General features: G+C 47.3%; 19 protein-coding genes. All 19 read left to right on the top strand.

Going from position 1 to position 18,573, the window contains the following annotated elements; translation table 11 throughout:
- Positions 1 to 412: 412 nt before the first annotated feature.
- The 19 genes from upp to AC3ITG_RS29410 all read left to right on the top strand — a co-directional run bounded on the left by upp (position 413) and on the right by AC3ITG_RS29410 (position 18,402).
- Complete coding sequence (upp, locus tag AC3ITG_RS29500; RefSeq protein ID WP_053782842.1) at positions 413 to 1,042, top strand: uracil phosphoribosyltransferase; 630 nt, start codon at positions 413 to 415, stop codon at positions 1,040 to 1,042.
- Between the two features lie 38 nt (positions 1,043 to 1,080).
- A complete protein-coding gene (wecB, locus tag AC3ITG_RS29495; protein WP_489252135.1) occupies positions 1,081 to 2,238 on the top strand; it encodes a non-hydrolyzing UDP-N-acetylglucosamine 2-epimerase in 1,158 nt (385 codons plus the stop codon).
- A gap of 186 nt (positions 2,239 to 2,424) precedes the next feature.
- Positions 2,425 to 2,679: an AtpZ/AtpI family protein gene (locus tag AC3ITG_RS29490; protein ID WP_076287589.1), complete on the top strand. Its 255-nt coding sequence runs from the start codon at positions 2,425 to 2,427 to the stop codon at positions 2,677 to 2,679.
- The gene (locus tag AC3ITG_RS29485) at positions 2,672 to 3,049 is read left to right on the top strand and encodes an ATP synthase subunit I (RefSeq protein ID WP_076287590.1); all 378 of its coding nucleotides are present in this window, start codon (positions 2,672 to 2,674) and stop codon (positions 3,047 to 3,049) included. The genes AC3ITG_RS29490 and AC3ITG_RS29485 overlap by 8 nt, the downstream gene beginning before the upstream one ends.
- A 45-nt stretch (positions 3,050 to 3,094) precedes the next feature.
- A complete protein-coding gene (gene atpB / locus AC3ITG_RS29480) occupies positions 3,095 to 3,913 on the top strand; it encodes a F0F1 ATP synthase subunit A (RefSeq protein ID WP_379436641.1) in 819 nt (272 codons plus the stop codon).
- 77 nt (positions 3,914 to 3,990) lie between these two features.
- Complete coding sequence (gene atpE / locus AC3ITG_RS29475; RefSeq protein WP_017691934.1) at positions 3,991 to 4,215, top strand: F0F1 ATP synthase subunit C; 225 nt, start codon at positions 3,991 to 3,993, stop codon at positions 4,213 to 4,215.
- A 115-nt stretch (positions 4,216 to 4,330) separates the two neighbouring features.
- Positions 4,331 to 4,819, top strand: a complete 489-nt coding sequence (gene atpF, locus AC3ITG_RS29470) for a F0F1 ATP synthase subunit B (protein WP_079350326.1) — start codon at positions 4,331 to 4,333, stop codon at positions 4,817 to 4,819.
- A complete protein-coding gene (locus AC3ITG_RS29465) occupies positions 4,816 to 5,364 on the top strand; it encodes a F0F1 ATP synthase subunit delta (RefSeq protein ID WP_489252134.1) in 549 nt (182 codons plus the stop codon). Before atpF ends, AC3ITG_RS29465 begins: the two co-directional genes overlap by 4 nt.
- A 16-nt stretch (positions 5,365 to 5,380) precedes the next feature.
- Entirely contained in the window at positions 5,381 to 6,895 is a 1,515-nt protein-coding gene (atpA, locus tag AC3ITG_RS29460; RefSeq protein WP_076287593.1) for a F0F1 ATP synthase subunit alpha, read from the top strand.
- 170 nt (positions 6,896 to 7,065) lie between these two features.
- Complete coding sequence (gene atpG / locus AC3ITG_RS29455; RefSeq protein ID WP_489252133.1) at positions 7,066 to 7,938, top strand: ATP synthase F1 subunit gamma; 873 nt, start codon at positions 7,066 to 7,068, stop codon at positions 7,936 to 7,938.
- Between the two features lie 96 nt (positions 7,939 to 8,034).
- Positions 8,035 to 9,438, top strand: coding sequence for a F0F1 ATP synthase subunit beta (atpD, locus tag AC3ITG_RS29450; RefSeq protein ID WP_413374320.1), 1,404 nt, complete (start codon positions 8,035 to 8,037; stop codon positions 9,436 to 9,438).
- A 63-nt stretch (positions 9,439 to 9,501) separates the two neighbouring features.
- A complete protein-coding gene (locus AC3ITG_RS29445; protein WP_413374322.1) occupies positions 9,502 to 9,906 on the top strand; it encodes a F0F1 ATP synthase subunit epsilon in 405 nt (134 codons plus the stop codon).
- Between the two features lie 603 nt (positions 9,907 to 10,509).
- Positions 10,510 to 10,767 (top strand): DUF1146 family protein, encoded by a 258-nt coding sequence (locus AC3ITG_RS29440; protein WP_062321714.1) that lies wholly within the window; start codon positions 10,510 to 10,512, stop codon positions 10,765 to 10,767.
- Between the two features lie 520 nt (positions 10,768 to 11,287).
- A complete protein-coding gene (gene murA, locus AC3ITG_RS29435; RefSeq protein ID WP_083678749.1) occupies positions 11,288 to 12,634 on the top strand; it encodes a UDP-N-acetylglucosamine 1-carboxyvinyltransferase in 1,347 nt (448 codons plus the stop codon).
- Positions 12,635 to 13,095: 461 nt separating this feature from the next.
- Entirely contained in the window at positions 13,096 to 14,442 is a 1,347-nt protein-coding gene (gene spoIID / locus AC3ITG_RS29430) for a stage II sporulation protein D (RefSeq protein ID WP_489252132.1), read from the top strand.
- 556 nt (positions 14,443 to 14,998) lie between these two features.
- Complete coding sequence (locus AC3ITG_RS29425) at positions 14,999 to 15,736, top strand: peptidoglycan DD-metalloendopeptidase family protein (protein WP_413374325.1); 738 nt, start codon at positions 14,999 to 15,001, stop codon at positions 15,734 to 15,736.
- A 172-nt stretch (positions 15,737 to 15,908) separates the two neighbouring features.
- Entirely contained in the window at positions 15,909 to 16,196 is a 288-nt protein-coding gene (gene spoIIID, locus AC3ITG_RS29420; protein ID WP_024632710.1) for a sporulation transcriptional regulator SpoIIID, read from the top strand.
- Between the two features lie 219 nt (positions 16,197 to 16,415).
- Positions 16,416 to 17,414, top strand: a complete 999-nt coding sequence (locus AC3ITG_RS29415) for a rod shape-determining protein (RefSeq protein ID WP_063567732.1) — start codon at positions 16,416 to 16,418, stop codon at positions 17,412 to 17,414.
- Positions 17,415 to 17,517: 103 nt separating this feature from the next.
- A complete protein-coding gene (locus AC3ITG_RS29410; protein ID WP_489252131.1) occupies positions 17,518 to 18,402 on the top strand; it encodes a flagellar hook-basal body protein in 885 nt (294 codons plus the stop codon).
- The last annotated feature ends 171 nt before the right edge of the window (positions 18,403 to 18,573 follow it).

The raw sequence follows: 18,573 nt of genomic DNA, 5'->3' as shown, positions 1-18,573 counted from the left end.
GCTGTTTGTATTTGAGATGTTCTTAATGTAAACATGCAGACGGAGCAAACCGAAAGAACCTGAAGAAGCGTAGCGCTCGCCTTTATCACCGGAATTCCACCATTTATTAATGGATCAAAGAAATCTGGGGATAACAGCGATCAGAAGGTCATTCTGTTTGCGGAGCTTCATTAGTGTTTACAGATTTTTTAACATTCAACTGACATAACAGCGAGAGCAAAAAGGACCGGAAGACTCATGTTTCCGGTCCTATTTTTATAGGATTCGGTTTTCTGTAATGATTAAGTGCCCTTTGATGGTGTAATTCGGTGTAGGTGATGATATAATATACAGGATTTATCGGGCCTATGAATGATGATTAGGCATATTTGGTAATGCTGAACATGAAGAACATACCGGAGGGACAAATTAGATGGGAAAATTAGTAATATGTGATCACCCTTTGATTCAACACAAACTGACGTTTATACGCGACATGCGTACGAATACGAAAGATTTTCGTGAATTGGTGGATGAAGTGGCTACACTGATGGCTTATGAGATTACAAGAGATGTTGAGCTGGAGACTATTGATGTACAGACACCAGTAGCTGAAACACAAGGGAAAGTAATTTCTGGACGTATGCTTGGGCTGGTTCCGATTTTGCGTGCGGGCCTTGGGATGCTGGATGGTGTTGTTAAATTGCTGCCGGCAGCAAAAGTTGGACATGTAGGTTTGTTCCGTGACCCGGAAACCCTGCAACCGGTTGAGTACTACACCAAGCTGCCTACAGACGTTACAGAGCGTCAGTTGATTGTCATCGACCCGATGCTGGCAACTGGCGGTTCTGCCATTGCTGCTATTGACGTGCTCAAAAAACGCGGCTGCACGCAAATCAAAATGATGAACCTGGTTGCAGCTCCTGAAGGAGTAAAAGCTGTTCAGGATGCGCATCCGGATGTAGACATCTACGTTGCTGCCCTTGACGATCGTCTGGATGATCACGGCTATATCGTTCCCGGACTGGGAGATGCAGGAGACCGTCTGTACGGCACTAAATAAGCATATTGCATGCTGAATAGAAAAGGGGCTTTGCTTCAATGTCCAAGAAAATTAAAGTCATGACGATATTCGGGGTGCGCCCGGAAGCCATCAAGATGGCTCCGCTTATTTTGGAACTGCAGAAACATCCCGAATCTATTGAATCGATCGTTTGTGTAACTGCACAGCATCGTCAGATGCTGGATCAGGTTCTTGAAGTATTCGATATTCATCCAGACTACGATCTGGATGTGATGAAAGACCGCCAGACGCTGAATGAAATTACGATTCGTGTGCTGGGAGGCCTGGAGCCGGTTTTGCGTGAAGCAAAGCCGGATATCGTGTTGGTTCACGGTGATACGCTGACAACGTTTGTAGCCAGCTATGCTGCGTTCCTACAGCAGATCCAGGTGGGGCATGTGGAAGCGGGCCTTCGAACGTGGAACAAGCTCTCTCCATACCCGGAAGAAATGAACCGTCAGTTAACCGGGGTGCTTGCTGACTTGCATTTCGCGCCTACCGACTGGTCGTCTTCAAACCTTGCCAAAGAAAATAAATCGGAGTCTAGTACGTATGTCACAGGCAATACGGTAACAGATGTGTTTCAATATACAGTACGGCAGGATTACACACATCCGGTACTAGATTGGGCACAGGGCAAGCGTCTTGTGTTGATGACAGCTCACCGCCGTGAATCCCAAGGCGAGCCTCACCGTAACATTTTCCAGGCCGTCAAACGGATTGCCGACGAGTTCGAGGATATTGCCATCGTGTATCCGGTGCATCTAAGTCCTGCTGTGAAGGAGCCGGCTCACGCGATTTTGGGGAATCACCCCCGTATTCAACTTATTGATCCACTAGACGTAGTGGACTTGCATAACTTTTACCCGCATACTCACTTGATTTTGACAGATTCAGGCGGTTTGCAGGAAGAAGCGCCTTCGTTTGGGGTGCCTGTTCTCGTCCTTCGGGATACAACGGAGCGTCCGGAAGGAATTGAGGCTGGAACACTGGAGCTGGTGGGTACCGAAGAGGAACGTGTATATGAGCGGACCAAAGCTCTGCTTACAGACGAAACACTGTATGCAAGCATGAGTCAGGCTGCCAATCCTTATGGTGATGGACATGCTTCGGGAAGAATTGTCAATGCGATTTTGCATCATTTTGGTGTGAATAGTGAACGTCCGGAATCATTTCACAGAAAATTCAAAAAATAATTCATTTTTTCTGATGGATTAATAAAGGGTACAGTATACAGTTAAACTGTACGGTTTACGCGGGTTTATGGGCTCTGATGGCCTGTAATCCCGTCGTTTCCCCCTTTAAAACGCTAAAATCATTCAATTGACAAAGGCTCTCATCATTCAGTAAAATTAACTGGGATTGCAAGGGTGGCGTGGAAAATGGCCGATTCGAACAAACCAAATTCATCCCGTAACCATGATGATAATGTGTGGAAAGCAATGGGGCTCGTGACAGCTTTTGGAATCGAGATTGCCATTCTCGCTGTTGCCGGATATTACGTTGGCTCCTGGTTGGATAAGACCATCGGGGGTAGCGGAATATGGATCGCCGTAAGCGTTCTCTTTTTTTTGGCAGCAGGCGGCGTAAGCATCTACTTTATCGCGAAAAAATTCATGGGGGAAAGTGATGAGTGAACTAACCAGATACCGCAGAATGATGACTGTTTTCATCATGTACTTTCTTATGATTTGTTTTCTCGCAGCGGCCTTTATGCCACGTGTGGAGACAATTGCTTTGGGACTGGCCCTGGGTACAGGAATTAGCTGGATCAATGCATTTTACCTGGGCTTCAAAGTAAGGAAAATGTCTGATGATGCGGCAGAAGGTAACTTGAAGCGTGTGAACCTGGGATTTTTGACAAGAGCGGCACTCGCAGTGCTCGGTATCTTCATATCGATGCGCTTTCCGCAGTACTTCAATACATATGCGGTTGCAGGCGGTCTGGTCATTGCACAATTTTCCTTACTGATTATAGGGATCGTCTATTCCCGCAGAGCAGAATGATGTTAGGTGCTGCAGCTTTCAAGTCGAGAAAGGGGTGAGAAAAATATGCATGAAGCTCCAATTATTATGCTTGGCGGATTTCGACTGGATCTATCGGTTCTGTTGATGCTGGTTGTTACAGGTGCACTTGTTTTTATTTTTGCTGTACTGGCAACTCGGAGATTATCCGTTGAAAATCCCGGCAAGCTGCAAAATTTTATGGAGTGGGCAGTAGAATTCGTCCGCAATCTGATTTCCAGCACGATGGATATGAAGAAAGGGAAACATTTTATCTCTCTCGCTCTTTCCATGATTATGTTCATTTTTGTAGGTAATATGCTAGGTCTTCCGTTTCAGGCGGTTACTGAAGTTACGGAGGTTAGTCAGGCGCAGGTGTTCAATCAACCGATTGTCACTGCTGTTGATGCGTTTAACGAAGCGCATGCCAAGGACCCTGAAGCACATCCACACGTTGAACTGGCTTGGTGGAAATCACCGACAGCCGACTTGTCTGTAACGATGGGACTGGCACTAGTAGCATTCCTGGTATCTCATGGACTCGGATTATTCCGTAACACAAGAGGATATCTCCAGCATTATCTTAAACCGTTCGCCTTGTTCTTGCCGATCAACCTGATAGAGACGGCATCCAAGCTGCTAACACACGGAATGCGTTTGTTCGCGAATATCTTCGCGGGCGAGGTACTGATTACAACAATCCTGAAGCTGACCACGTTCAAAGTGTTTGGTGCCATTGCAGCGATTCCGTTGCTTATGGTGTGGCAGGGCTTTAGTATCTTTATCGGTGCGATTCAGGCATTTGTATTTGTAATCTTGATGATGGTGTACATTTCACAGAGCATCGAGACGCATGAAGAACATTAAGTTTCAAGCCCTACGAAGATTTCTTCACCAGGCTGAACAATAAAAATTCGATTTATAATTTTAAGGAGGATATACAAATGGGAGCAATGGCATTAATCGCAGCAGCAATTGTTGCAGGACTGGGCGCGTTTGGCGCAGGTATTGGTAACGGTATGGTAATCAGCAAAACGGTGGAAGGTATTGCCCGTCAACCGGAAGCAAAATCCACTCTTCAAACAACAATGTTTATTGGTGTAGGTCTGATCGAAGTATTGCCGATCATCGGTGTGGTACTCGCGTTCATGTTCTACGGTATGGCTTAATTAAATTGATACAGGTTTGGCGGGGAAGGCCATAGCCATCCGCGCCTTCTTTTTAGGTAATGTCCGCGCTAGTGGATGATGGTTTCAAGGATACCTCCAGGAAGGAGTGAACAGATTGAGTTTCATATGGGAAAATACGCTTCTTGCGATGATTGCATTTGTAATTTTATATTGGCTGCTTAGCCGTTATGCTTTCGGTCCTTTGTTCTCCATTATGGAAAAACGTCGTGAACTCGTGATGACGCAGATGAATGAGGCTGCGCAGACTCGGGAACAGGCCATTGCCTATGTGGAGGAACAAAAACAGGCTCTGGAGCAAGCGCGCAAAGATGCTTACGACATCATTGAACAGTCCAAACAAACGGGCGGCAAACAAGCCGAATCGATCCTGGCTGATGCGAAAGCGGAAGCTAATCGTCTCAAAGACGATGCTGTACGTGAGATTGAGAGTGAGAAGAACAAAGCGGTCGCAGCGCTTCGCAGCGAACTGGGTACAGCTTCCGTTCAAATCGCTTCCAAGCTGATCAAAAAAGAAGTTGAGAACGGTCCTGCACAAGAGGAACTTGTGAACCAATACCTCAATGAGGTAGGAGGCCGACAATGAGCCGCGATACGATTGTTGCCAAGCGTTATGCGAAAGCATTGTTCGAAGTTGCTCTTCAGCAGCAGCAGGTACTTGAAGTTGAACAGGAACTGCGTGCGGTTGTCAGTGCATTGACCGGGGATGCTGATATCGAAAAATTTATCGTATCTCCCAACATCTCTGAGGAAGCCAAGCAGCAGGTAATTCATTCAAGCCTTGATGGCAAGGTGTCTGACCCTGTCCTTCGCACCGTCCTGCTGTTGATTGAGCGCGGACGCGTTGAATTGCTGGAAGCTCTGCTGAATGATTATCTGAAGATCCAAGGCGTTTCGCTCGGCATAGCTGATGCGCGCGTCTACTCGACTTATGCATTGAATGATGAAGAAAAAGAAGCGGTTGCCCGTGAATTCGGTGGCCGTGTGAATAAAAAGATTCGTATCGAGAATTTTGTTGATCCGACTCTGCTGGGCGGATTGAAAGTCGCCATTGGCGATACGATCTATGACGGCAGCTTGGCTGGCAAGCTCGAACGTCTTGAGCAGTCTTTTAACAGACGAGTACAGTAGATTGGGGTGAGGACACTTGAGTATCAAACCAGAAGAAATCAGTACATTAATTAAGAGCCAGATCGAACAATACAAAACCGATATCGATGTAGTCGAAGTCGGGACAGTTATTGAGGTCGGTGATGGTATCGCTCGTGTATACGGACTTGAGAACGTAATGTCCAACGAGTTGGTTGAATTCCCAAGCGGTGTTATGGGACTCGCCATGAACGTGGAAGAGAGCAACGTCGGTGTCGTTATCCTGGGACCTTACTATGATATTCGTGAAGGCGACCAAGTAAAACGTACTGGTCAAATCATGCAAGTGCCTGTTGGCGAAGCATTGATTGGACGCGTTGTTAACCCGCTCGGTATTCCAGTGGATGGCAAAGGGCCAATCGCTACAACGGAATTCCGTCCGGTTGAAGGTAAAGCACCAGGCGTAATGGATCGTAAATCGGTTCATGAGCCGATGCAAACAGGGATCAAGGCTATTGACGCAATGGTACCAATCGGTCGCGGACAACGTGAGTTGATCATCGGTGACCGTCAAACAGGTAAAACATCAATCGCGATTGATGCTATCCTGAACCAAAAAGGCAGCGGCATGAAATGTATCTATGTTGCTATCGGTCAAAAACAATCTACAGTTGCACAAGTCGTAGAAACTCTTCGTCGTAAAGGCGCAATGGAGTACACGATTGTTGTAACTGCGGCAGCATCTGATCCATCACCACTGTTGTACATCGCACCGTATTCCGGTTGTTCGATGGGTGAGTACTTTATGTACAAAGGTGAGCACGTTTTGGTTATCTACGATGATTTGACCAAACAAGCTTCCGCATATCGTGAACTCTCCTTGCTTCTTCGCCGTCCACCGGGTCGTGAGGCTTATCCGGGTGATGTCTTCTACTTGCACTCCCGCTTGCTGGAGCGTGCAGCGAAGCTGAATGATGAGCTTGGTGGTGGTTCTTTAACCGCACTGCCGTTCATTGAAACACAAGCTTCCGACGTATCTGCTTACATTCCGACGAACGTAATCTCCATTACGGACGGACAAATCTTCTTGGAAGCTGACTTGTTCAATGCTGGACAACGCCCGGCGATCAACGTAGGTATCTCCGTATCCCGTGTTGGTGGTTCTGCTCAGATCAAAGCGATGAAAAAGGTTGCAGGTTCCCTGCGTCTCGACCTCGCTCAATATCGTGAGCTTCAAGCGTTCTCCCAGTTCGGTTCCGATCTGGATAAAGCGACTCAGGCTCGCCTGAATCGTGGTGCTCGTATGATGGAAATCCTGAAACAGGGTGTGAACCAGCCTTTGCCTGTAGAACAACAGGTAGTCAGCTTGTACACAGCGGTTAAAGGATTCCTGGATGAAATTCCTACAGGTGATGTGACTCGTTTTGAACAAGAATTCCTTGCGTTCATGGAGAGCAGCCATCCTGAGATTCTTCAATCCATCCGTGATACTAAAGAATTGACTGCAGACAACGAGAATGCTCTGAAGGGCGCTATCGAGAAGTTCAGAAAGAGCTTTTCTGTCTCCGTCTAAATAGATGATATGCAGTTGCGGAGTTGTTTAACCGATTCCGCATGTCTGCATGTATAACTTTGATCTATCAAAAAAGATGATGCTTACGATGTAGTTTTGACTCTGTCAAAACTAGTGGTGATGCTTACGAAGTAACTTTGGCTTTGCCAAAGTTTTGAGGTGGTGAAATCATGGCAAAAGGCATGCGCGAAATTAAGCGGCAAATTAAAAGCGTACAAAGCACCAAGCAGATCACCAAAGCAATGGAGATGGTAGCTGCTGCAAAACTGCGTAAAGCGCAGGAAAAAGCGGAAGCAGCCCGTCCTTATTCGGAGAAACTGAAAGAAGTTGTAGCTAGTATTGCATCAAGCACGCAAGGCATACAGCATCCGATGCTGGAGAGCCGTCCGGTCAAAAAGACAGCTTACCTGATCATTACATCGGACCGTGGTCTTGCAGGTGGATACAATGCGAACGTTTTGCGTCAGGTTAATCAGACGCTCAAAGAGCGCCACAACTCTCAGGATGACTACGAATTGTTCGTCATTGGACGTAAAGGACGAGATTACTTCAAACGTCGTGAAATGGCGATGGCATCCACAACAACGGATCTGTCGGATTCGCCTTCATTTGCAGATATCAAATCCATCGCACATGAAGCTGTTCATGGGTTTGAGCTGGCTGAGTTTGATGAATTGTACATTTGTTATAACCGCTTTGTGAATGCGTTGACCCAGATTCCTACGGTAGAAAAACTTCTTCCGATGGAAACACCTGAGGTAACTGCTGCGGAAGGACCAACGGCAAGCTACGAATACGAGCCGTCTGCTGAGGCTGTACTGGAGGTTTTGCTTCCGCGTTACGCGGAGACGCTGATCTATGGTGCGCTTTTGAACGGTAAGGCGAGTGAGCTAGGCGCGAAAATGACGGCGATGGGTAATGCAACCAAAAATGCATCCAAAATGATTAACGAATTGTCATTGACCTATAACCGTGCCCGTCAAGCGGCGATTACGCAGGAGATTACGGAAATTGTAGCAGGTGCCAACGCAGCACAAGGCTAACCGTTTTTTATTAATGAAGGCTTGCAGTGCAGAGATAACAGAGAACGGAACTTTATTTCTGCAAAACTAGCAGGCTTGTAGGAGGGGAACGTTAAGATGAACAAAGGACGCGTTGTGAGCATCATGGGTCCGGTTGTTGACGTCGAGTTTGATCGCGGCGGTCTGCCGGAAATCCTCAATGCCATTACGATCACTACAGTAAGCGAAAGCGGCGTAAGTGTGAATCTGACACTCGAAGCTTCGAAACATCTGGGTGACAACCGGGTACGTTGTATCGCGATGTCCTCCACGGACGGACTCGTTCGTGGTATGGAAGCCGTAGATACAGGAGCTCCAATCTCTGTACCTGTTGGGGAAGCAACACTGGGTCGTGTATTTAACGTACTCGGCGAAGCTATTGATACTGGCGGCACTGTAGCTGCTGCACATAAAAATCCGATTCACCGCTCGGCTCCTGCATTTGATGAACTGACTACCCAGGCTGAAATGCTGGAGACAGGAATCAAAGTTATCGACTTGTTGGCTCCTTACGCCAAAGGTGGTAAAATCGGTCTCTTCGGTGGTGCCGGTGTAGGTAAAACCGTAACGATTCAGGAATTGATCAACAACATCGCACAGGAACACGGCGGTATCTCCGTATTCGCAGGTGTTGGTGAGCGTACACGTGAAGGTAATGACTTGTATCACGAGATGAGTGATTCCGGCGTTATCAACAAAACAGCAATGGTCTTCGGACAAATGAACGAGCCTCCAGGCGCACGTCTTCGTGTAGCCCTCACAGGTCTGACCATGGCGGAATACTTCCGTGATGAAGAAGGCCGTGACGTGTTGCTCTTTATCGATAACATCTTCCGTTTCACCCAAGCAGGTTCAGAAGTATCTGCCTTGCTCGGACGTATGCCTTCCGCGGTAGGTTACCAACCAACGCTGGCAACGGAAATGGGTCAACTGCAAGAACGTATCACTTCGACCAAAAAAGGTTCCGTAACATCCATCCAGGCCATCTACGTGCCTGCGGATGACTATACTGACCCGGCTCCAGCAACGACGTTTGCTCACTTGGATGCAACGACGAACCTGGAGCGTAAAATTTCCGAGATGGGTATCTATCCTGCGGTAGATCCGTTGGCATCCAGCTCCCGGATCTTGTCCCCTGAAGTTGTAGGCGAAGAGCATTACAACGTAGCTCAAGGCGTTAAACGCATCTTGGCGCGTTACAATGAATTGCAGGATATTATTGCGATTCTCGGTATGGACGAGTTGAGTGAGGAAGACAGAGCGCTCGTTTACCGTGCTCGTAAGATTCAACGTTTCTTGTCCCAGCCTTTCCACGTTGCTGAAGCATTTAACGGTATTCCGGGTAAATACGTTCCGGTTAAAGAAACGGTGCGCAGCTTTAAAGAAATTCTCGAAGGCAAGTACGACGATCTTCCGGAAGCAGCTTTCCTCTTCGTGGGTACGATTGAAGAGGCAGTGGAGAAAGCCAAAACACTGGTATAATCTGAATCCAGGATTGTCCTTATGAAGCGAGCTATCCTTCGGATAGTTTCAGGAGGGATGGAATTGAGCACCTTTTTGTTGGAAATCGTAACACCTGAGCGTTTGGTATATTCAGAACAAGTGGATAGTATCACGGCTCGTGGTATTGAAGGGGAGCTGGGCATTCTGCCAGGCCATATCCCTATGGTTACACCTTTGCAGATCGCACCGATCTATATCAAAAACGGAAAAGAAAACAAACGCGTCGCTATTGGTGGCGGGTTTATCGAAGTCCGTAAAGATAAGGTAGTTGTCCTCGCAGAAAGTGCCGAGTTCCCAGAAAATATCGATGTGGACCGTGCGCGTGCGGCGAAAGAGCGGGCAGAACGCCGTCTCGGCAGCCAAAGCAATCAGGACCATTTTGATCATCGCCGGGCAGAGATTGCTCTGCAAAAAGCGGTTAACCGGATCAACGTATACGGCAAATAAACTATTCTTTGGAGCCTGGCGGCTTAGTCTGCCGGGCTTTTTTGAGTTTTCGGAACGTTATCTTTTCCAGTTACAGTAAAATATATGGACATTTTCTTCGGTTGAAGCACTTGATTTAACGGCAAATAAAGTTAATTGTATTCACCGTTTATGGGCAGTTGAATAGAATGTAGGACTAAAGTCGTGGCGATAATGATCACTGTTGGAACCATTTTTAACGACGGAAATCCAAATTATTTCCGAGGAAATGACAGGATCGATATCGAAATAACGCTCTTTTATGTCGTTTTAGTCACAAAATCCCGGCATTTTGAATTTAAAATATTATCGAAGTGGAAATCAATGTAATTGACAATGTATGATGAAAGAGCCTATATTCCATAGAGTCAGCAGATGCAGGAAGCTGCGTTGATGAATTCCATAGTCATTCACAGCCAGATTGTTGCTACTCCGTGATTGGGCATCCAGATTTCCTGTATTGCAGGAGTAAGTCTGACAGTAGGCTCAGTGTGTTGTGTTCAAGTCATTCCATTGTTCTAACAAGTTATGGATGCCAGGCATAATTATGCTGATCGCTGCAACAAATGTGGAGGTAATGAATATATGGATACTGACCTGACGAATCAGTTGAACCAGACATTAAGTACGAATGGCTTAGTCTCGATTATCGTCTCTCTTTTATGTATAGCGTTGTCGTGGTGGGCTTTGCAGAATCTCAAACTGGATTTAATCATCAGGCAGCCACGAGGAGCACAGGGAAGACTGTTACATTTACTGTTGGCCATTATACTTGGGCATGCTGTTTCAGGCTTTGTCATTGACTATTTGTCATGGACACAAATGTTGCGCCATTTGTTTTAATGTTGAGATGGTTGGTTAATCATCTGTTAGGTTCTTCAAGCAGTGCAATGTCGAATAACATCGATTAATTGTGTTAACAATTAGAGTATGAGTTGTCGGCAAAGGAATTAAGAAAAAAGTGTGACGTGGAATTGGATGAATTTGAGATGTTTTATGTAAAAATGCTTGTATCGTACAATTCAACAATGTTATGATGGAAGTTAGGGAATTCACAATTGTTCACTTATTTTGTGGTTATAAACGGGATATCCGGTTGAATCCGGCTAATAATCATCCCAATCTGTCTGTTCAGATGCTTGCTGGCCTGTAAGGCATTATATTTACAAGTCGGAGGGCATCATGCAACGCACGTGGTATCATCGATATGGATTATAAACCAATTCTTTTCTGAATAGACATCAAGGGCATTATTTGCCAGGCTATGTCGAAATTCCACACACAGCAACAGTCTTTTCTATTACAGAAGGGCTCACGTATTCCGGAATGAAGAAAAGGGAATAAAAGCGCGGAGGGAACCATGATGAGCAAATTTATCGTCCGCGGTGGCAAAAGGTTGACCGGAAGTGTCAAAGTTAGCGGCGCTAAAAATTCTGTTCTTCCGATCATCGCTGCCTCTCTCTTAGGGGAAGAAGGACAAAGCGTTATTATTGACGCTCCTCCTCTAGACGATGTGATGACGATTAACAAGGTGTTGGAATCGCTGGGAGCGGGTGTTACATACCGGGACGAAGTGATTACCGTAAATGCGGAGAAACTTACTTCCTGTGAGGCACCGTATGAATGGGTAAGTAAAATGCGGGCGTCTTTTCTGGTCATGGGGCCATTGTTGACACGTATGGGTCATACAAGAATTTCGCTTCCTGGTGGATGTGCCATCGGTACACGACCTATTGATCAGCATTTGAAAGGTTTTGAAGCCATGGGCGCTGAGATCAGCTTGGGCCAAGGCTATATAGAAGCTCGTAGCCAAGGACGGTTGCGTGGCGCGAAAATTTATCTGGATGTGGCTTCCGTAGGTGCCACTCAAAATATTATGATGGCTGCAACATTGGCTGAAGGTGTAACTGTTCTGGAGAACGCGGCAAAAGAACCAGAAATCGTGGATCTTGCCAATTTCCTTAATGGAATGGGTGCCAAAGTACGGGGTGCCGGAACAGGAGTCATCCGTATCGAAGGTGTGGAGAAGCTGTCTGGCGTGAAGCACACCGTTATTCCGGATCGGGTTGAAGCAGGTACCTATATGGCTGCTGCTGCAATTTCCGGTGGTGATGTGTATATCGAAGGTGCGATTTCAGACCACTTGGGTTCTGTTATTGCGAAGCTGGAAGAGATGGGTGTAACCATTCATCCTGACGAGAATGGCGTTCGCGTTATTGCGGATCGTCCGCTCAAGGCTGTGGATGTGAAGACATTACCATACCCAGGCTTCCCTACAGATATGCAATCCCAAATGATGGCGCTCTTGCTTGCCTCTGAGGGAACCAGTGTTGTAACAGAGACTGTTTTTGAAAATCGCTTCATGCATGTGGATGAATTCCAATTGATGAATGCGGAGATCAAAGTTGAAGGACGTTCGTCCATCATCACGGGCAATGCCAAGCTGAAGGGTGCCAAAGTAACAGCTACCGATTTGCGTGCGGGTGCCGCACTTATTATCGCGGGTCTTGTTGCTGAAGGTACAACGGAAGTGGGCGGTGTTCATCACATCGACCGTGGCTACGTACATCTCGCTGAGAAGCTTAACGGACTTGGAGCCGATATTTATCGTATTTCGGTTGAAGAGCCTAAGCTGGATGCAGTTAAAGCATCGAATGAAAAAGTCGGGGAAGAAGTACCGCTGTTCAAAGTACAACCGACCTGGGCATAACATCGAATTGGACAATAGGCGTTGCTCTCTAATATGAATCACACATCATTGTATATTGCGGATACGAGAGCATGCGTGCTGTCATTTAAATTCAGATCAAAAGCTAAGCCATCTGGCTTGGCTTTTTTTTGTGTTCAACGATCCATTGAATCAGTACCTGATTCTATTAATAGCTGGTCCTAACTTATATAGCATAACATCCTATTCTGTACCAATTCTGAACAAATGAAAGAGCATGCTTTTTGAGGAACGGGTGGTACCTTATGGAACCGGATACCGCGACAGATCAACGTTTTTCATTAATACATAGCAGGAGTAAGTTGGAAATCGCCACATATGGAATGCCTTCGTTTCTCTTAAATCAGGTTCTATCAGATCCGCCCAGCACATACCCTAAACTATGGATTTGAACAAAAGGACCGGCGCTTGACCGGCCATGGACAACGGAGGGTTATATCAAAATGAAAGAAGCCCGTGTGCAGGTTAAGGTACCTCTTGTCCCTCGTCCACTAGTGAAGGAGCCAGAGGAGATTGCTGGTTTCGGTGTGGAAAAAGACAAGCTTGCTTCAATGAACATTAGAACTGTTCCAGATGAACCCATAACACAATCTGCTAGACGGCCTGGCTCGAAACCGGAGTCAGCTCAACACACTGGGGCACGAATACACATGCCTGTCATTGAATTAGACCAGTTTCGTCGTGTGAAGCGCCGCCGAATGCGTACGTTCGGCCGAGGCCGCAGATGGGGCAAGAACAATACTCGCTGGCAGCCGGCAGCGGCTGTATCGGCAGTGCTGGCGCTTGCGCTGTTGATCCCCGCCATTCTGGTCTGGCCGCGGACGGATGATCCTGTTAAACCGATCCCTGTCCCATCAGGTACAGGCAGTGTAACGACTCCAGCACCTTCACCAGCTGTACCCGTTACCTACCCTGAACCGCAAGTAAGGGTGTACCTGTCCGCAACCGGTACAACGATGAATCTTCCGCTTGAAGATTATGTTACCGGAGTAGTCGCTGCCGAGATGCCAGCTGAGTTCAGATTGGAAGCTCTGAAGGCACAAGCCATTGCTGCAAGGACATTTATCGTGAGAAGGCTGGCAGCTAGCGATACAAGCGGTGTGCCTTCAGGAGAGGCAGATGTGACGGATACCGTGAGTCATCAGGTATTTATACCACCAGAACAAGTGAAAGCGGACTGGACGCGTCTGGGGAAAGCAAAGGAATGGGAGAAGCTGCAGCAGGCTGTCCGCGAAAGCAAGGATTCCATCATGACATATCAAGGCAAGGCAATTACCGCATCCTTTTTCTCTACAAGTAATGGTTATACGGAGAATGCAGAGGATGTATGGGGGAACCCTGTACCTTATTTGCAAAGTGTAGCGAGTCCGTGGGATAAAAACCTGGCTCCGGGCTTTGAGGAAACCATCACGATGAAGCGCAGTGAGATTCTCCAGAAGTTGAATCTGGGGGCGAATGCCATCCCTGTGAGCGCGCAGCAGAGCGGTGGTTGGATGGAAGTATTGTCTACAACGGAAGGCCATCGGATCAAGGAGATACAGATTGCAGGTAAAACGTTTAGCGGACCGGAGGCTCGAAAGTTACTTGGGCTTCGATCCAGCCAGTTCAGCTGGAAGACAGATGGAGATGAGGTTCAGATTACAACGTATGGATACGGTCATGGAGTCGGCATGAGCCAGTGGGGAGCCAACGGGATGGCACAGGAAGGTCACACCGCGACCCAGATTCTCAAACACTACTACACAGGCATCTCCTTCGGACAGGCATCCAAGATGCTAGCCTCCAAATAGGCTAGCATGGAAGTCGGTGTCGTCCGGGCCATTTGATTTGACCAAACGTTAGTCTATTAGCAGTATTGGGCCACTGAATAATATAAAGCGAGGCATCGCAGGCAATCTATGATGTTGCTGAGCCTAAAATTAAAACCCGCCATTTCGCTCTACCAATGAACTTAAAACTATAACGCCATGTTCAATCTCACAGACTCACTTGATAAGGATTGGCTGTTAAATCCAATCCATGTATTTCTGTCTACCACCACATCCGGAGCTTTCAAGACTTGGCTACATATGCTGAGACTGCCGAGCGTATGGAGAGCGGAGGGGACAGAAAAGACCTGTAGAAGCGCAGCGTCCGCATTTACTCCCGGATTTCACCTTTAAGGAAGGTGATAGAAGAAATCTGGGAGTAACAGCCGGTCGAAAGGTTTTCTGGCCCCAAAGCGGCGCACGCACTAAGCGCATCTCCCGCATATATAGTACTCTTTGAAAGTTCTGTGAAAATAATTAGAGTCGCGCGTGTATAAAAGAGTTGCACCCGGTAACACTTGTTACTGAGGTGATTAAGATGAATGAACAAAACAAAAAAACAGGCCAAGAAGAAACTCCTAAAACAACTCAAGGAGTACCGGCTAGCCAGCCCTCTTCATGGAAAAGAGCAATGTCCAAACGTTGGGTCTTCCCGGCAGCCTACATCGCAGCAGCAGGCATTATACTAACCTTAGTGTGGGTCTATCAGGGCACAGGCGAAAAAACGCTGAACTCGGACCCTACAAGTGGGGTAGTAGAAACGGGTGCATCGGGTACAGAAGGAACAGCAGTTAACGGAGAACAGGAAAGTGTGGAAGTTGTTGCAAAGTCGGAGAATTTTGTATGGCCGGTAGCGGTTCCGTCCGAAATTTCGGTAGTAAAACCTTTCTATGACAACGAAGCTTCAACTGAGGAACATGAAGCAGCGATGGTGCAGTACAATGACACATTTATTCCGAACACGGGTGTAGATCTGGCACGTGGTGATAACAAAACGTTCGAAATCAAAGCAGCACTCGGCGGAAAAGTTACCCGGGTTGAACAAAACCCGCTGACAGGTCAAGTTGTGGAAATCACACACAGTGATAACCTCAAGACCGTATACCAAAGCCTGGCTGACGTCAAAGTGAAACAGGATGATGAAGTGAAGCAAGGAGATGCAATTGCATCGGCTGGCGTCAATGAATTGGAAAAAACGCTGGGCAACCACCTTCACTTTGAAGTTTACGAAGACGGACAACCGGTTAACCCGCAAGGATATCTTCCGGAAAAATAAAATGATTTTTACCGCAGCAACATGACGGGCAGAGGGAATTCTCCTCTGCTCTTTTTGTGCTTTTCAGAAAATAATGGGACCTTCGAAGCTTGTCACACCTTTAAACCGCGAATATATAGGCATGCTCCTCATATAATGTACCAAACTATCCACACAGTAGGGAGGCGGGAGCGTGCACGATTACATCAAGGAACGGACCATAAAAATTGGTCGCTGCATTGTTGAGACGAGGAATACGGTCCGTACCATTGCCAAGGAATTCGGCGTGTCAAAGAGTACTGTGCATAAGGATCTGACGGAGCGTCTGCCGGAAATTAACCCTGATCTTGCCGACCAGGTGAAACACATTCTGGAGTATCACAAGTCCATCCGTCATTTGCGGGGCGGTGAAGCGACCAAAATTAAATACAAAAAAACAAGCGGTAAAAAACGCGAGGTGCTGGCTTCCGCTAAATCGTAGGGACCTGCGGAAAGACGTAGGCCAAAAAGCTCACACATGCATTGAATCCCTCCCCTGAAGTATGATATGTTAAAAGCTGGTACAGGATCGAATTATGACATCTTATCAGCCCGATTTTTACATATATATGTTGCACTTTGTCGAACGAGCGGTGACGTGATAAGGGACTCTTTTTCACAGGATACGCTGACCAAATAATATCACTTTGGGGGCTCTTTTATGTTTAGCAAGGATATCGGTATTGATCTTGGCACGGCAAACGTGCTTATTCACGTGAAAGGAAGTGGGGTTGTCCTCGATGAACCTTCCGTCGTGACCATTGAAAGCGATACGAAGCGGGTCCTTGCTGTTGGGGAAGAAGCGCGTCGTATGGTGGGGCGTACTCCAGGTAACATTGTTGCCATTAGACCGCTGCGTGACGGTGTTATTGCGGACTTCGAGATTACGGAAGCAATGCTTAGACATTTCATTAATCGTGTGGGAGCAAGAAGCTGGTACAGCCACCCGCGTATTCTGATCTGTGCACCAACCAACATTACTTCCGTGGAGCAGAAGGCTATCCGTGAAGCTGCTGAGCGCAGCGGTGCCAAAGAAGTATTTCTGGAAGAAGAGCCGAAAGCGGCAGCGATCGGTGCGGGAATGGATATTTTTCAGCCGAGCGGCAATATGGTCGTGGATATCGGCGGCGGAACGACTGACGTTGCAGTCCTGTCTATGGGCGACGTAGTCACCGCCTCTTCTATTAAAGTCGCAGGGGACAAGTTCGACGAAGCGATTACCAAGTTTATCAAAGCTAAATACAAGCTCATGATCGGTGAACGTACAGCCGAAGATCTCAAGATTGCGATTGGTTCCGTGCATCCGGGTGGTCGTCAAACAGAGATGGACATTCGCGGTCGTGATATGGTATCCGGTTTGCCTGTTACCGTAACGGTGTCGGGAAATGAAGTGCAGGAAGCGTTATGGGATTCCGTGCAATCTATTATCGTGGCAGCCAAGTCGGTATTGGAGCGGACGCCACCAGAATTAGCGGCAGACATTATTGACCGAGGTGTCGTGTTGACAGGTGGAGGCGCTTTGCTGAACGGACTGGATGAACTGTTGTCCAATGAATTGCATGTACCGGTATGGGTTGCAGAGGATCCGATGCATTGTGTCGTGAAGGGAACAGGCATTATGCTGAATAATTTGGATCAAGTGGTTAAGAAAAAGTTCTAATCTGCCGATATAAAAAGCAAAGGTTCGCCCAAGCTCGGGAAGCAGAACGGACAAGCAGCCATCCTGTAATGCAGGACAAGCGCTTGAGGAGAGGGGTTAATACATGTTAAGAGGTCTGTACACCGCTACCGCGGGAATGATTACGCAACAACGCCGCCATGACACCGCAACGCAGAATATCGTAAATATGAACACAACGGGATATAAACAAGTGAACAGCGTAAGCCGTTCTTTCCCGGAAATGCTCATTACTTTGGTAGGCGGAGATGCCAATCTTCCTACAAAGCGGCTGGGCAAGCTGAACACAGGTGTGTTCGCGGAAGAAAGTTTGTCCATGAATTTGCAGGGAGCCATTATGGAAAGTGGGCAAAAGAGTGATTTTGCCATTTCGTCCAATCTGGCCGTGAATGATCCACAGACAGGACAACCCATCTCGTTTGACGGTTCAGGCAAATTTGTACGAGCTGATGGCACGGTAACCTACCAACCTCAGGCGTATTTTACGGTACAGGATGCAGAAGGTAACACAAGATATACACGTGATGGTCACTTCGAGGTTACAGGAACTGGACAGCTGCTCAGCTCAACAGGTTCACAAGTTCTGGATAATAATGGACAACCTGTTGTGTTGACAGGCTCGGTAGACCAATTTAAAGTGGATGAGCAAGGTCGTCTTGTCAATGCAGAGACGGGTGTGCCCACAGGTGTTACATTGGGAATCAGCGTCATCGACCAACCGAACCAACTGGTACGTCAAGGCGATGGTAATTTCAGCCTGAATGATCAGAATGGAGCAACGGCTCGGATGATGGCTGCCGGTGATAATGTGCAGATCCGTCAGGGCTACCTGGAAGGTTCGAATGTAGATGCCTCACAGGCAACTGTAGATATGAACGCAGCATTCCGTGCATATGAAGCGAACCAGAAAGTCGTACAATTCTACGACCGCAGTCTGGATAAAGCCGTCAATGAAGTTGGGCGTGTATAACGCCAACGTATAATATAGCTGCGTAGCGGAGAGCCAAACGCCCTTTGCGAAGCAAAGCAGAGAGGCTCACGCGAAGCGCAAGCCTAAACGCAGCCGAGCTTATGCGAGGATTGAGCAGCAGTATGCTGAGCGCAGCGATGGTCTCGACAGTCCTTTGCGGAGCAAAGCAAA

The sequence above is a fragment of the Paenibacillus sp. GL_099_B genome, from assembly GCF_057835695.1.
The sequence above is the reverse complement of the archived record's forward strand: the minus strand, read 5'-3'. Positions and strand labels throughout refer to the sequence as shown.

Excerpts from the sequence above, each read along its gene's own strand:
- spoIID (WP_489252132.1), top strand. The coding sequence starts at position 13,096 with ATGAAAGAAGCCCGTGTGCAGGTTAAGGTACCTCTTGTCCCTCGTCCA.
- murA (WP_083678749.1), top strand. The coding sequence starts at position 11,288 with ATGAGCAAATTTATCGTCCGCGGTGGCAAAAGGTTGACCGGAAGTGTC.
- AC3ITG_RS29465 (WP_489252134.1), top strand. The coding sequence starts at position 4,816 with ATGAGCCGCGATACGATTGTTGCCAAGCGTTATGCGAAAGCATTGTTC.
- wecB (WP_489252135.1), top strand. The coding sequence starts at position 1,081 with ATGTCCAAGAAAATTAAAGTCATGACGATATTCGGGGTGCGCCCGGAA.
- atpD (WP_413374320.1), top strand. The coding sequence starts at position 8,035 with ATGAACAAAGGACGCGTTGTGAGCATCATGGGTCCGGTTGTTGACGTC.
- atpE (WP_017691934.1), top strand. The coding sequence starts at position 3,991 with ATGGGAGCAATGGCATTAATCGCAGCAGCAATTGTTGCAGGACTGGGC.
- AC3ITG_RS29485 (WP_076287590.1), top strand. The coding sequence starts at position 2,672 with ATGAGTGAACTAACCAGATACCGCAGAATGATGACTGTTTTCATCATG.
- AC3ITG_RS29415 (WP_063567732.1), top strand. The coding sequence starts at position 16,416 with ATGTTTAGCAAGGATATCGGTATTGATCTTGGCACGGCAAACGTGCTT.
- AC3ITG_RS29425 (WP_413374325.1), top strand. The coding sequence starts at position 14,999 with ATGAATGAACAAAACAAAAAAACAGGCCAAGAAGAAACTCCTAAAACA.
- AC3ITG_RS29440 (WP_062321714.1), top strand. The coding sequence starts at position 10,510 with ATGGATACTGACCTGACGAATCAGTTGAACCAGACATTAAGTACGAAT.
- atpG (WP_489252133.1), top strand. The coding sequence starts at position 7,066 with ATGGCAAAAGGCATGCGCGAAATTAAGCGGCAAATTAAAAGCGTACAA.
- upp (WP_053782842.1), top strand. The coding sequence starts at position 413 with ATGGGAAAATTAGTAATATGTGATCACCCTTTGATTCAACACAAACTG.
- atpB (WP_379436641.1), top strand. The coding sequence starts at position 3,095 with ATGCATGAAGCTCCAATTATTATGCTTGGCGGATTTCGACTGGATCTA.
- AC3ITG_RS29410 (WP_489252131.1), top strand. The coding sequence starts at position 17,518 with ATGTTAAGAGGTCTGTACACCGCTACCGCGGGAATGATTACGCAACAA.
- AC3ITG_RS29490 (WP_076287589.1), top strand. The coding sequence starts at position 2,425 with ATGGCCGATTCGAACAAACCAAATTCATCCCGTAACCATGATGATAAT.